Origin of the sequence: Zobellia roscoffensis (genome assembly GCF_015330165.1) — a bacterium.
Taxonomy (GTDB): domain Bacteria; phylum Bacteroidota; class Bacteroidia; order Flavobacteriales; family Flavobacteriaceae; genus Zobellia; species Zobellia roscoffensis.
The window spans coordinates 2,273,435-2,287,659 of record NZ_JADDXT010000002.1; the positions used below are offsets into that span (position 1 = coordinate 2,273,435).

The following is a 14,225-nucleotide window of genomic DNA, read 5'->3' on the forward strand; positions in this document are numbered from 1 at the left end:
AGCCTGTTTACTATACTTAACATACAGATTTTGTCTTTTCTAAAGACACTCTCCTTAATAGAGATGAACATACCAGTGGGTTACTCAAATCCAGTGTAAGGAGATAACTATGTTCATTTTTTTATAAATCACAACATTTTAAGAACGTCAAAAGTGGTCTATTGTTTGTACGACCCTCTTTTCCTATCACAGAGTATTATCTGTAATATGAAAAGGTAACTCCCAACATCTAATGGGCAAAAAACGATTAATAAGTAGAGAAATAGAATTCTTTTATTCCAGGGCATCAGAAGAAACCAGGCTGGACAAAGGCATGGGTGTTTTTGAGTTCGAAAGGATAAAATATCTCATAGATAAATATCTTCAACTAGATTCGGCCAAAGTAGTTGATGTAGGCGGTGGTACGGGCAAGTACGCAGCGTGGTTGTCAAATAAGGGGCATGATGTGTGCTTGATAGATCCTGTTCCTAAACACATTAAGAAAGCAAAAGAAAGGGCAAGTAGTCTAAAGAATCCTTTTCAGGTTCAGTTGGGAGAAGCAAGATGTTTAAACCTGCCAAATAATTATGCAGATTTAGTAATCATTCACGGCCCTTTGTATCATTTGCAGAATAAGGAAGACCGAATAAAAGCAATAAAAGAAGCTTGTAGGATTGCGAAAAAGGGAGGGATTATTTTGGGTTTTGCTATCAACTATTCCGCATCTACCTTGGTGGGTCTATTTCACGGGTTGTTGCACAAAGAATCTTATTTTAAGATGTGCGTAGAAGAGTTAACAAGTGGAGTTCATACTCCACCAGAAGAATTTCCATGGCTTCTTGCCGAAGCCTACTATCACAGGCCAGAAGAATTGAGAGAGGAGTTTGAAACTCAAGAGTTGGAATACTTGAATACTCATGCGGTGGAGGGAATGGCTTGGTTGGATAAGGATTATTTCGTTCGCATGTCCAACGAAGAGGATAAAAAAACGCTAATGGATTTAGTAGAAATTACTGAGAATGATGTAAATCTTCTAAGTTTTAGTCCACATATGATGATAGCGGCAAAAAAGTTCTAATATATTTTTACTCTAGCCCTATTGGTCAAGTCAATTTTTGACTCATAGGGCTTTTTTATTGAAGCTGATATGTTTTTCATTGTCTTTGAAAAACAAAGACAGTAGGTTTTCTACACCTAATTGTATCTCTAAGCAATAATTATATCTGTATCCAAAAACAGATTTATTCAATTTTACTGTTAAATTTTGCTGATATGACAAAGAAATAGTTGCCAAAACCATTTTCTTTTATATTTTCGCATACGGTATTTCGTATACGGTATACAAAAAAGCGAATCACTATGAGAAAAATTGCCAACAACGAATTGAGTGATCAGGCCTATAAAACGGTCAGAGCCATGATTATGTCAAAAGAACTGATGCCCGGTCAAAAAATAGTGCAAGACAAGCTTGCGGAAGATTTGGGTATCAGTAGGACGCCTCTAAGAACGGCACTTCAAATGTTGGAAGGTGAGGGACTTATTGAGTCCGTTCCTCGTAAAGGTGTTATTGTAAAAGAATTTACAGATAAGGAAATTGTTGAAATCTACGAATGTAGAGCAGCCATGGAAGGTGTTGCTATTAGACTATTTACGGAAAGAGCGAGCAATGAAGAAATCAATGCCCTTAGAAGTATGTTTCAACCTTTTTTAAAAGGGAAAATAGATTTGGAATACTACAAAAAAGTTGATGCCCAATTTCATGAGGCAATTTTAAAGGGAAGTAAAAATGAATATTTACACCGCCTATTTAGGCAGGGTAATCTTTTGGTGAGTATGGATGCTATTGGTCTTCTGAGGTTTCCAGATGAAACACTTTCGGAACATATAAATATTATTGATGCTATTGAAAAAAGAGATGCAGATTTGGCGGAATCTTTAGCAAAGCTGCACTTGGATAAGACAAAGCAACTCATCTTAAAAAGAATGAATGAGTAAAAAAGGCATATTTTTTCCTATACGATATCGAATGGTTTTTGGTACGTTCATTTTATCCATGATTGTACTCTTCGATAGAATTTTGATTTCCGTAGCCAAAGATCCCGTAGCCAATGACCTTGGTCTTTCGGATAAAGAAATGGGTTGGGTTTTATCAATATTCGCTTTGGGGTATGCGTTGTTTCAAACGCCATCTGGCTATCTGGCAGACAAATATGGAGCACGGAAAATATTGGCAGGAGTGGTTAGTCTGTGGTCCATTTTTACGGCATTGACCGGAGCTGTTTTTAATTTTAGTGGATTATTGGTGGTTCGGTTTCTATTTGGGGTGGGGGAAGCTGGTGCTTTTCCGAGTATGGCGCGAGCTATTTTTAGTTGGATTCCTGTTAAGGAACGTGGCCTGGTACACGGTATTAATTTTTCAGGTGGTAGATTAGGCGCGGCAATTGCTTTGCCTATTGTAGCATGGTTAATTGATCTTACCAGTTGGCGCATGAGCTTTGTAATATTAGGCGCACTAGGGGTCTTATGGGCTATTGTCTGGTATGGGTGGTATCGGGATCGCCCTAGGGACCATAAATCTATGTCGGAAAACGAGTTGGAACTAATTGAAGCCAACACAGAAAAAGTAAATTCAGATAAATTACCGTTATCGTTCTCTAAAATGTTCGGTTCCAAAGCAATGTGGTTGCTTATGGGACAGTACTTCAGCAGTAATTTTACCTTTTTCTTTTGCCTAACCTGGTTGTTTCCTCATCTGAAAGCAAAATATAATTTAGATATTATCGAAGCCGGGTTTTATTCTTCGGCACCCTTTTTTTTTGGCGCGTTGGGTAATTGGGTTTCAGGTTACATGGTAGATACAATTTATAAAAAGAAGAAATGGTCGTTGTCCAGAAAGCTTCCTGCAATTATTGGTTTCTCCTTAGCGGCAATTGGCTTGGTAGGTAGTGTATATATGAATGATGTTCTTGGAGCTGTAATTTTTATCTCCATGGCAGTTTTTGGTGCGGATATGACTTTGAGTCCTTCATGGTCCGTTTGTTTGGATGTTGGTAAGGAATATTCAGGGTCGGTTAGTGGTACAATGAATATGGCAGGAAACCTTGGTTCGTTTTTTACAGCTTTGGCATTTCCTTATTTGGTGGCTTTTACGGGTTCTAACACGCCTTTTTTCTTTCTGGCAGCCGCCTTGAACGTTCTGGCTATTCCTATGTGGCTGGCGATAAAACCAGAACGGGCTTTAAAATTGAATTAGATAGACTAAAAAAATAAGAATGATAAAATACGATGAATTTAAAGAGGTCTGTAAAAAATCACTAGAGATGATTGAAGCTGCAGGTCTATTGTTAACTCCCGCAGATAGAGATAAGATTACGGCTGCTGATTTTGGTTTGAGTCATATTAAAGAAGAAGGAATTCAAATTTTAACCATGTTTCAGACAGGACGAATAGCAGGAAAGATTTTGATATTGCTTCCTTTTCAAACAGAGCCAGAACATTGGCATCCTACAGTAGGAGATGATGCAGGTAAAGAAGAGGTTATCAGGGCTATCAGTGGTGAGCTTTATTTTTACATCCCTGGGGAAAACAATATGAAAAAAGGCTTCATAGTAGAAGGTAAGGAAGATTGTTACACCATGCGAAATGAGGTGATTATGAAACCGGGAGATCAATTGGAGCTTCCAGCAGGAACAAAACATTGGTTTCAAGCTGGGGCTCAGGGTGCGGTAATGTATTCTTTTTCTACTACCGTAACAGATTTGAACGACCAATTTACAGACCCTAGTATAGTTCGGGATACTGTAATCGAAAAAGAACCGAATACCCTATAATACGTAAGAAACACATATCTATAAACATATGAAACAGAGTATAATTACCGCTTTTCTAAGCAAAACACAAGACCGTTTTTCAGAATACCAAAAGCCTACTGCGCTACGGGAACGATTGGAGACCGTTAAGAAGATTAATGGTGTAACGGGTGTTGAAATTGTTTTTCCATATGAGACGGAAGAGGCTTCTTTAACTAAGGCACTAATGCAAGAAATGGGATTGGAGTTTGCCGCGGTAAACGCCAATATTAAGAAGGAAACCAAATGGGTTCCTGGAGCTTTGTCTAGACCAGATGCAGACTTACGTAAAGGTGCCGTACAGTTAATAAAAGATGCTAAGGATTATGCTATTGCCGTTGGTGCGCCATTGGTTACAGTTTGTCCATTATCCGATGGATATGATAATCTTTTTCAAGTAGATTATAAAAAGGGGTGGTCAAATATGATTGATGCCTTTGCCGAAGCTGCAGATTACAAACCAGAGATGCCATTGTTCGTAGAATATAAAATTAATGAGACGCGAGTGAACTGTTTTCTGGATAGTTGTGCTAAGACCATCGTGTTTTTAAAAGAGGTTCAAAATGCGGCTACGGGTATTACCATAGATTTTGGTCATTCACTTTTAGCAAAAGAAAATCCGGCTGAAGTACTTGCCATGTGTGAGCGTTCAAATATGGATTATTACTTGCACACCAATGATAATGATTGGCAATTTGATTGGGATTTGATAGGCGGTTCTAGAAACTTTTTGCATACCGTAGAATTTTTCTTTTACGCCAAAGAATTTGGTTATGACAAGTATTTTACGGCAGATGCTTCGCCCCGTATTTTTGATATGGTTGGCTTTTTTACGGAACATGCAGAAATGAATATGGCCATTTGGAATATTGTAGAGAACCTAGATCGAGATAAATATAGAAGGCTCATGCATGAAGAAAAACATATGGATCTTATGAAATTGGTGCGCCAGGAAATATACAGACTTTAAAAGGATGCCTAAAACAACGTACAAAATAACATACCAAGAAGCAAAGTCTCTAATGGCGGCTGCAAGTGAATCGGCGGCTAAGCACAAAGTGCCTGGAGCCATAGCTATTGTAGATAACGGAGGGAATCTCCTTTTACTGGAAAGTCTTGATGATACTATGAGCAGTGCCGCCAATATAGCAATAGGAAAAGCAGCTACTGCTGCAGCTTTCAAAAGAGCAACAATTGATATAGAAGCTGTGGTACTTGCTGGGCGTTCGCCAATGCTAGTTTTGGATAGTGCTACTAGCCAGGCATATGTGCCACTAAAAGGGGGGTATCCCATCTATTTTAATAATGAATTGATAGGTGCAATTGCAGTAGCGGGAACCATGGATGCAGATATGGATGAGGTTATTGTTTTGGAAGCATTGGAAAATAAGGGCTGGTAAAATTGAAGTGTATGAAGCTATATAGTAAAATGATGAAAAATGGATTCCTATGTGTGATGTTACTCATCACAACTGTTTCGTATTGTCAGTCCTCAGAGCAAAAAAAGAGTGAAAGTTTCACTGTTTATAAGGGAACCAACATTGCGCATTGGTTGTCACAAAGTGGTCGTAGGGGAGAGGAACGCAAGCAGTTTTTTACAAAAGCGGATGTCAAGGCGATCGCAGCTATGGGATTTGATCATATTAGGTTGCCCATTGACGAAGAGCAAATGTGGAATGATGATGTTGAAAGGCATGATGATGCTTTTGAGCTGATGGACAATTGTATAAAATGGTGCGAGGAATATAATTTAAAGGTTATAGTGGACCTCCATATTCTTAGGTCACATCACTTTAATGCGAAAGAAAAGCCGCTGTGGACAGAAGCGAAAGAACAAGAAAAATTCTTCGATTTATGGCGCGATCTGTCAAAAGCTTTGAGCAAATACCCTAACTCCCTGGTGGCTTATGAATTAATGAACGAGGCGGTAGCTGATGATAATGAATCGTGGAATAAATTATTGAAGAATGCTTTTGCGGCTATTCGTGAGCTTGAGCCAAAACGGACTATCGTTATAGGTTCTAATAGGTGGCAGTCCGTGGATACTTTTGATGCGCTAAAAGTGCCTGAAAATGATAAGAACATTCTGCTGAGTTTTCATTTTTATACACCTTTTTTACTGAGTCACTACAATGCAAGTTGGACGAATTTAAAAGGGTATGAAGGTCCTGTGCATTATCCAGGCGTCTTGCTTACTGAAAAGGAATTCAATACCCTGCCGAAAAATGTAAAGCCTTCAGTGAAACGATATGTAGACGTAAAATTCGATAAAGAGATTTTGTTGGAATTATGGCAAAAACCGATTCAAAAAGCAAAATCCTTAGGTCTGCCGCTGTATTGTGGAGAATTTGGAATTATTGAGGGAGCACCTAAAAAAGAGGCTTTGGCATGGTATGAAGATATGATGGCCTTGTTTAAAGAAACGGGCATAGGCCACGCCAATTGGAACTACAAAAGTGGAAGCTTTGGTCTTGTAGCGGATGACGGTACACCATACCAAGAATTGATTGATATAATTACGAATAAAAAATAGAACGACTTAATGAAAAATACCAAAGTATATAAATCGGATTTTTTCTCGCAGAACCTGTACTTCATTGTAGTTTTCGCAGGTCTTTTATCGTTAATGAGTTGTGCCGCTTCCAAGACGGAAACATGGCAGTGGGAGAAAATTGAAGCAAAAGGAGAGCCAACAGCCCGCCATGAGGCAGGTATGGTTGCCTATAAAAATAAAATTCTCCTTATGGGAGGTAGGCGTATTAATCCTACCGATGTCTTTGATACTGAAAACAAAATATGGACGGCAAAAGCATCAACACCAATTGAGATACATCACTTTCAACCGGTTGTTGTAGATGATGCCGTGTACATTATTGGAGGAATGACCGGACAATGGCCTAATGAAACTCCACTGGACCGTGTTGTTGTCTATTATCCGGAGAAAGATGAGTATGTCTATAGTCATGAAATTCCCGAGCATCGCAGAAGAGGTGGGGCAGGCGTTGTTGCTCATAATGGTAAAATATATGTAGTAGGAGGAATCACCAAAGGCCATATGAACGGTTACCAGCCGTGGTTTGATGTGTATGACCCTAAAACGGGAGAATGGAAGGTGTTACCAGATGCTCCTGGTTCCCGTGACCACTTTCATGCTGCAGTGGCCAGTAACAAGTTATATGCTTTTGCGGGTCGTAAAACCTCAAAGAAAACAGGTCAGGATATGGCACTTACCAATACATACGGTAATGTGTATGATTTTGAAAAAAATGAATGGCTAAAGGTTACGGATGATTTAGCCATACCTACCCAAAGAGCGGGAAATGCTGCATTTGTTTGGAAGAATGAAGTAATAGTTGGCGGCGGGGAAAGTATAGCACATGAAGTTGCTCATAATGAAGTGCAAGCCTATAATATAAAGACAAAAACATGGAGGAATTGGCCTTCAATGATACAAGGGCGTCACGGCACCGGATATGTTATTGTTGATGATTATGTCTATATGGCTGCAGGTAGCGGTAATCGTGGAGGTGGACCAGAACTAACTACAATTGAGAGGTTAAAATTACCCTCAGAAACAGATGAGAGTGTAGCGGTTGCCAGCACTAATTTTACTGAAATCCGAAAACAATGGCATACAGTAGAACTAAATTTTGAAGGTCCTAAGACTTCAGAAGATGCAGCTGATAATCCGTTTTTAAACTACTTACTACAAGTGGAGTTCAAAAATGAGGAGACCAACTATACAATAAGAGGTTTTTATGCGGCAGATGGAAACGCTTCTGAGTCCAGTGCAGACCAGGGGAATATTTGGAGTGTTCGGTTTACTCCTGAGGAGTTGGGTGATTGGACGTATTCTGCTGTACTGTACCATCAAGATAATATCGCTTTAAAAAATGATGTTGCCACAGCAGAAAAAATTTCCATTTCCAATGCTACTGGCGGGTTTAAAGTGGTAGCATCCGATAAGGAAGGTGTTGATTTTAGGGCACATGGCAGGCTCGTAGCATCCAACGGTTATTATAAATTCACGGGTTCGGATAAATATTGGATGAAAGTGGGAGCTAATAGCCCAGAAAATTTATTGGGTTATGTTGATTTTGACGATACGTACCGAATGGAAGCTTCAAATGAAGAAGGAGAGGCAAGCACCACCAACGAAATTCACTCCTACCCATTACACTTAAAAGATTGGAAAACGGGTGATCCTACTTGGAAAGATGGTAAAGGAAAAGCACTTATTGGAGCTCTAAATTATCTTGCTTCTACAGGAATGAATTCAGTTTATTTCTTGACTATGAACATTTTGGGTGATGGAAAAGATGTTTGGCCTTACGCTAAACCGGATGAATTCAATCGTTTTGATGTGAGCAAATTAGAACAATGGGAAATTGTTTTTCGCCATATGCAGTCTAAAGGGTTGTTACTACATATCGTTTTACAGGAAACCGAAAATGAAACTCTGTTAGATGGAGGGGATACGGGGCCATTAAGACAGCTATACTTGAATGAATTGATGGCGCGTTTTGGTCATCATTTAGCGCTTAATTGGAATTTAGGCGAAGAAAACGGACCTGCACATTGGTCGCCTTTAGGGCAGAACGATGCGCAAAGAAAAGCAATGGCGAAGTTTATTAAGGAGTCTGACGCGTATAACCATCCGGTGCTTTTGCACACGCATGCACAAGACCCTTTACGAAGCGATATTCTAGATTCTATTGTTGGCTATAAGTATGTTGATGGACTCTCCTTGCAACAAGAAGAAAGAACAGAAACCTCAGAAGTAATAGAAAGATGGAAAAAGAAATCAGAAGCTGCAGGGAATGAATGGTTAATTACTATGGATGAAATAGGAAAATGGTATCAAGGCGCTGTTTTGGATAGTGAGGACCCAACCCATGATAGCTTAAGGAAATATGTGTTATGGGGAACATTACTTTCCGGTGGTGCGGGAGTAGAGTGGTATTTTGGAGCAAAACACCCGCATAACGATTTAAATTCGGAAGACTGGCGGGAAAGGAATCGACTTTGGCAAATAACCAATCATGCTAGAGTGTTTTTTGAAGAGTATCTCCCGTTCTGGCAGATGAAACCGGAACATAGCTTAGTCAATATAGAAGAAGCATATTGTTTTCGGGAAAAGGGAGAAGTTTATGCTTTGTTCCTTCCGGATACTAAAGAAGCAACAATTAATTTGTTGGAAGAAGAAGGAGAGTTTCAAGTACACTGGTTCGATCCTGTAAATGGGGGAGAACTTCAGTTGGGAAGTGTTACAACTCTTAGTGCTGGTGCTGTCAGAGAATTAGGTGTACCGCCAACTACAAAAGGCACCAAGCATGATGACTGGGTCTGTCTTTTGAAGAAAATATAACTAACCAAAACTAAAACATAGATAATACGCGAATGAGATAGACAAAAAATTAAAAAACGAGATGTGCTGGCACACATCTCGCTGAAAATTAACTAACAAAAATTAGTCAAATAATTAACATTTCAAAGATATGAAAAACTATAAGCAGTTTAGGCTTAGATGCATTAAACCATCAAAGCTAAAATTGACGATGAAACTACTGTTCTTATGTATTACAGTTTTATCATTTTCTGTGCGAGCTAATGCGTTTACAAAAAATACAGCTCCTCCCGAGGCAACTGCCTTGGTTTTACAACAATCAGTTTCAGGTACGATCACGGATGCGGATGGGCAGCCAATTCCTGGAGTTTCGGTAGTGGAAAAGGGAACGTCAAATGGGGTAGCTTCAGATTTTGACGGTAACTATTCTATAAAAGTATCAAGCAACAATGCTACATTGGTTTTTAGTTCTATAGGATTTGCAAAAAAGGAAATATCCGTAGGAGAGAAAACGGTACTTAATGTACAAATGCAAGAAGATGCCCAATCATTAGAAGAAGTGGTTGTGGTGGCTTACGGTACATCAACCAAAAAAGATTTAACGGGAGCCGTAGCGGTTATTAGCGCGGACGAATTAAATACTTTTCCTGCTACAACAGTAGATCAAGCATTACAAGGAAAAACAAGTGGTGTTCAAATTACTTCTAACTCCGGTGCTCCAGGTGCGTCTGTTTCTGTAAATATTCGTGGTGTAGGGTCATTTGGTAGTACCACACCTCTTTATATTGTAGATGGTTTTCCAACAAGAGATATATCATTTATAAATCCTAATAGTATACAATCACTGTCTGTTCTAAAAGATGCATCTGCTACTGCTCTTTATGGAGTACGTGCAAGTAATGGTGTTGTTATTATTCAGACCAAGCAGGGTTCAAACGGTAAAGTTCAGGTAGAACTGAATACGTTTGTTGGTTTCCGTACTCAACCTAAAACTATTGATGTATTGGGCGTAGAAACATTTGCTCCTTTTGCTGTAGGACTTAGTAATAGTACCGATACGGAAGTTAGTGGTGTAGCTATTCCCTATGACGGTTGGAATACACCCGGAAACCTTAGGAGTATAGACTGGCAAGATGAAGTATTCAATTCGGCCATTAGTAAGAGCACTACATTAAGTATACGTGGTGGTGGTGAAAAATCTAAGATAGCTTTTACTGCAGGTGCGTATGATGAAGAAGGAACGCTTATTGGTTCTAAATATAAGAGATATGATTTAGGTTTCAACTCAAGTTTTGATATCACGGATAAACTTAGGTTAAAGGCCAATACAAAGTATGTGTCTTCTCAAAGTTTTCTTCCCTTAGGTTCGGGTCGTGGTAGTCTGTTGAATTTATACGGAAACATACCTCATTTGGCTCCTGTTGGAGAAGTTAACCTTCAAGGTGATGTCAACCCGACCAACTTACCGGTTGATGCCAATGGTAATTATGGCGCTTATCCAGATGTAAGCGGTGAAACTTTTCGTGATGGTAGAAACTTTGTAGCTAGAGCAGGTGAATCTGACCGAGATAATATTACAAATACAGTGCTGGCCAATATTGGAGCGGAGTGGGATATAGCTGCTGGTTTTTCTACTAAAGTTAATGTAGGTACACGGGTAGATAATTATGCCGGTTGGGTTTTTAATCCAAAGTATTACAGGAGTTCCGGTAATGTTGATGTTAGAAATGCTGCTATATATACCTATACACAAAGTACCGACAACCAATGGTTGGCGGAATATATTTTACAATACAACAAAACTTTTGCGGACAAGCATAAGGTAGATGTACTAGGCGGTGTTTCCGCACAGCGAACGTATACAAAATATAGCCAGATAGAAGGCACAGGATTTTTGGACAATAGAATTAGGGATATAGCCCAAGCCGAAGAAATTTCAAACGCTGCAGGTTTTTCAACAAGAGAAACGCTGGCAAGTACGTTTGCTAGGTTAAACTATAGTTTTGATAGTAAATATTACGTAACAGGAACTATCCGTAGAGATGGGGTAGGTAACCGTTTTAACTCGGAAAATCTATGGGGTGTTTTTCCTTCATTCGCTGCTGGGTGGAATATAGATGAAGAAACCTTCATGAAAAACAGTACGTTCAATATATTGAAATTCAGAGCCAGTTGGGGAGAAACCGGAAATTTTGATGGTATCAGTCCTTTTGGTTTCAGTTCTATATTTAATAACGGTACACCTAGAAACGATTCTAGTTACAGCTTTGGAGGAAATAATGTTGTGGGCCTTGCTCCTGTAGGAGCTTCAAATGCCAACTTAAGGTGGGAAACCCAAGTACAGAGTAATGTTGGTTTTGAGGGAGAGCTTTTGAATAATAGGCTATACTTTACGGCAGATTACTTTAATCGCGAGTCTTCAGATTTTCTATTCAATATAAATGTTCCTTCTCAGTCGGGTTTTGCAAACAAGCCTGTAAATGGAGGAAGTGTAGTTAACAAAGGTTTCGAATTCATGGTTGGATATCGGAAGAACGACGGAGATTTTACCTATGATATTTCGGCGAATTTAACAAAAATCAGCAATGAGATAACAGAGCTTGATACGCCCTCAAATGAAGTTCGATTTGATAATGAGTTCTTAGACAGCTTCAACGAAGCAGGTTTTTGGTATGATATTACAAGATCGGCTTTGGGAGGAGAAGTAGGTTCTTTCTATGGTTTTGTTGCCGATGGTATTTTCCAAAACCAAGGAGAGATAGATGCACTTAATGCTGCTGCTCCAAGTGGTTTTTATCAAGCAAATGAAACCTCTCCTGGTGATCGCAAATTTGTAGATTTAAATGGAGATGGAGAGATTACTGGTGAAGATCGTGAAGTTATAGGTAGTCCCGTTCCTGACTTTTACGGAAGTCTAAATTTAAACTTCTCGTACAAGAATTTTGACTTAGGGTTGAATTTTTATGGCTCTTACGGAAACGAAATATTGAACTTGGTAAAACGTGAACTGGAAAGTGCTTCCGGTTATGGTAATTCTGCATCGTTTTCTAACGTGAGTACAGATTACTTCAATAATAGGTGGAATGGCGAGGGTTCTACAAATAGCTACGCCAGAGCTTTAATAGATGATGGTGATATTCAGAATAACAGAGCTTCTAGCTATTTTGTAGAAGATGGATCCTACTTAAGACTACGTAACCTGAATATTGGCTATAGTCTGCCGGATAAGATAATAGATAAATTGGGTATCTCTTCTTTAAGGATATATGTAAGTACTCAAAATGTATTTACAATTACCAATTACTCAGGTTCTGATCCTGAAATAGGTCAGAATTCTGATATACGAGGCAATAGTAGTGTAACAACAAGAGGTATTGATGCGGGTGCATACCCTATTTCAGGTACAACAACCCTGGGCTTCAATTTTAAATTTTAAATATTTAGTTATGAATATTATAAAGAAAAATACAAAGACGTTAATAGTCTATGGTTCTGTTCTGCTAGCAATGACAGCAGGTTGTTCTGATAACTTCTTGCAAGATACCAATAACAAAGATTTGTCTGAAGGCGTTGTTTTTGGGGCGGATGCTACTGCAATAGCTGCAGTAACCGGTGTTTATGATGGTTTACAAAACGACTCTCAAGGTGATCCTGGTCTTCCCAATGAATATAATGTGAAGGGTATTTTTAAAATGGCCAATAACATAACCTTAGATTGGCAAGACCCTAGTGTACGCGAAGATTCTCCCTTTTTTGATTTTGATATCAATCCTGATACAGATATTCCTGTTAAGATTTGGCCTAACAACTACCGGGTTATTGGTAGAGCGAACAATGCTTTAAATAATCTTCAGCCGGCTATAGATGCGGGTAGTATTAGTGAGGACTTGGGTAAAAGGTTGATAGGAGAAGTTTTGGTTATAAGAGCGGTATCATATCAATACCTGGCGGCAGTTTATGGAGGGGTTCCATTGGTATTAAGTATTGATGACGATCCTTTCAAAGGAAGGGATTCACAAGAAGCGGTTTTTCAGCAAATAGTTGCAGACATGCAAGATGCGGTAAACAGGCTTCCGTGGACTTATGATGGAGAAAAGGGAAGAGTCACCAAAGGAACGGCCTATGCTATTTTAGGAAATGCACACATGTGGTTGGGTCAATATGCCGAAGCCGTTACAGCATTTGAAGCAATAGAAGCGGGTGGCGTAACTTCGTTAGAACCTAATTTTTTAGATATCCATTCTGTATCAAACCGCAATGGAGTAGAATCTCTATTTGAACTTCAGTGGGCCGCAAACGGAGATTTAGGTTGGAATAGAAATGATGAGGTCAATATTTTGCAATTATTTGCCATGCCAACGGATATAACCGGTGGTGGTGGATTTACAGGTATTCCTACCAAAGAGTTATATGATTCTTTTGAAGAAGGAGATTTAAGACGCCAGGCGACTATTATAGGCCCAGGAGAAGAACATCCCGATCCGTTAATCAATATTATAGATTATGACGGGGTAGATATCAATACGTGTGGAACAGTAGAGGAACCATGGGTAGGTGGTACACCTGATCAAAGAAGTGGATACTGGGGCGTAAAAAGTTGGAGAGACCCAAATATTGATGGTTGGGGAAGAACCGTTCTTTTTGGAAACCAAGGCCATATTTGGATACGCTATGGGGAAGTTTTGCTAAGTCTGGCAGAATCTGCATTTAAGGATGGCCAAACTGCAAAAGCACAGGCTGCTTTTGATCGTGTTAGAAATAGAGCTTGGAATGGTACAGCACCTGCAAAGACAGTTTCTTTAGATAATATATTAGAAGAATACAGACATGAACTGGGCGGGGAGTATTCGCTTTGGCCTGTAATTAGACGATCGGGAGAAGCAGCCAACTTCATTCAGTCTAGATACGGTGTAAGTATACCTAGTGGACATGAATTGGTGCCACTACCAAATTCAGAATTAAGTATAAACCCTAATCTAGAACAGAACCAAGGGTATTAAAATAGTTTGTTGAGTTAGAGTTAGTTTTAAGGGCTTTGAAAGTAGTTGTTC

The 14,225-nt window shown here is 39.2% G+C and carries 10 protein-coding genes; all 10 read left to right on the forward strand.

The features are described 5' to 3' along the window. The first annotated feature begins 232 nt into the window (after positions 1-232). The 10 genes from IWC72_RS09545 (at position 233) to IWC72_RS09590 (ending at position 14,174) form a co-directional block, all read left to right on the forward strand. Positions 233-1,057 carry a class I SAM-dependent methyltransferase gene (locus tag IWC72_RS09545; protein ID WP_194529621.1) on the forward strand — a complete coding sequence of 275 codons (825 nt, stop codon included), beginning with the start codon at positions 233-235 and terminating at the stop codon, positions 1,055-1,057. A gap of 281 nt (positions 1,058-1,338) precedes the next feature. Beyond that, a complete protein-coding gene (locus tag IWC72_RS09550) occupies positions 1,339-1,974 on the forward strand; it encodes a GntR family transcriptional regulator (protein WP_194525977.1) in 636 nt (211 codons plus the stop codon). Then, complete coding sequence (locus IWC72_RS09555) at positions 1,967-3,232, forward strand: MFS transporter (RefSeq protein ID WP_194529622.1); 1,266 nt, start codon at positions 1,967-1,969, stop codon at positions 3,230-3,232. Before IWC72_RS09550 ends, IWC72_RS09555 begins: the two co-directional genes overlap by 8 nt. Positions 3,233-3,251: 19 nt before the next feature. Then, positions 3,252-3,809, forward strand: coding sequence for a cupin domain-containing protein (locus IWC72_RS09560; RefSeq protein ID WP_194529623.1), 558 nt, complete (start codon positions 3,252-3,254; stop codon positions 3,807-3,809). Between the two features lie 28 nt (positions 3,810-3,837). Further along, the gene (locus IWC72_RS09565; protein WP_194529624.1) at positions 3,838-4,797 is read left to right on the forward strand and encodes a sugar phosphate isomerase/epimerase family protein; all 960 of its coding nucleotides are present in this window, start codon (positions 3,838-3,840) and stop codon (positions 4,795-4,797) included. 4 nt (positions 4,798-4,801) lie between these two features. Then, entirely contained in the window at positions 4,802-5,227 is a 426-nt protein-coding gene (locus tag IWC72_RS09570) for a GlcG/HbpS family heme-binding protein (RefSeq protein ID WP_194529625.1), read from the forward strand. Positions 5,228-5,238: 11 nt separating this feature from the next. Further along, a complete protein-coding gene (locus IWC72_RS09575) occupies positions 5,239-6,360 on the forward strand; it encodes a glycoside hydrolase family 5 protein (RefSeq protein WP_226979535.1) in 1,122 nt (373 codons plus the stop codon). A 9-nt stretch (positions 6,361-6,369) separates the two neighbouring features. Further along, positions 6,370-9,195, forward strand: coding sequence for a Kelch repeat-containing protein (locus tag IWC72_RS09580; RefSeq protein WP_194529626.1), 2,826 nt, complete (start codon positions 6,370-6,372; stop codon positions 9,193-9,195). A 190-nt stretch (positions 9,196-9,385) separates the two neighbouring features. Beyond that, positions 9,386-12,610: a SusC/RagA family TonB-linked outer membrane protein gene (locus tag IWC72_RS09585; protein WP_194529627.1), complete on the forward strand. Its 3,225-nt coding sequence runs from the start codon at positions 9,386-9,388 to the stop codon at positions 12,608-12,610. Between the two features lie 10 nt (positions 12,611-12,620). Continuing rightward, complete coding sequence (locus IWC72_RS09590) at positions 12,621-14,174, forward strand: RagB/SusD family nutrient uptake outer membrane protein (RefSeq protein WP_194525984.1); 1,554 nt, start codon at positions 12,621-12,623, stop codon at positions 14,172-14,174. Positions 14,175-14,225 lie beyond the last annotated feature (51 nt).

Coding starts and splice junctions, on each gene's coding strand:
- IWC72_RS09580 (WP_194529626.1), top strand. CDS start 6,370: ATGAAAAATACCAAAGTATATAAATCGGATTTTTTCTCGCAGAACCTG.
- IWC72_RS09555 (WP_194529622.1), top strand. CDS start 1,967: ATGAGTAAAAAAGGCATATTTTTTCCTATACGATATCGAATGGTTTTT.
- IWC72_RS09545 (WP_194529621.1), top strand. CDS start 233: ATGGGCAAAAAACGATTAATAAGTAGAGAAATAGAATTCTTTTATTCC.
- IWC72_RS09560 (WP_194529623.1), top strand. CDS start 3,252: ATGATAAAATACGATGAATTTAAAGAGGTCTGTAAAAAATCACTAGAG.
- IWC72_RS09590 (WP_194525984.1), top strand. CDS start 12,621: ATGAATATTATAAAGAAAAATACAAAGACGTTAATAGTCTATGGTTCT.
- IWC72_RS09550 (WP_194525977.1), top strand. CDS start 1,339: ATGAGAAAAATTGCCAACAACGAATTGAGTGATCAGGCCTATAAAACG.
- IWC72_RS09575 (WP_226979535.1), top strand. CDS start 5,239: ATGAAGCTATATAGTAAAATGATGAAAAATGGATTCCTATGTGTGATG.
- IWC72_RS09570 (WP_194529625.1), top strand. CDS start 4,802: ATGCCTAAAACAACGTACAAAATAACATACCAAGAAGCAAAGTCTCTA.
- IWC72_RS09565 (WP_194529624.1), top strand. CDS start 3,838: ATGAAACAGAGTATAATTACCGCTTTTCTAAGCAAAACACAAGACCGT.
- IWC72_RS09585 (WP_194529627.1), top strand. CDS start 9,386: ATGAAACTACTGTTCTTATGTATTACAGTTTTATCATTTTCTGTGCGA.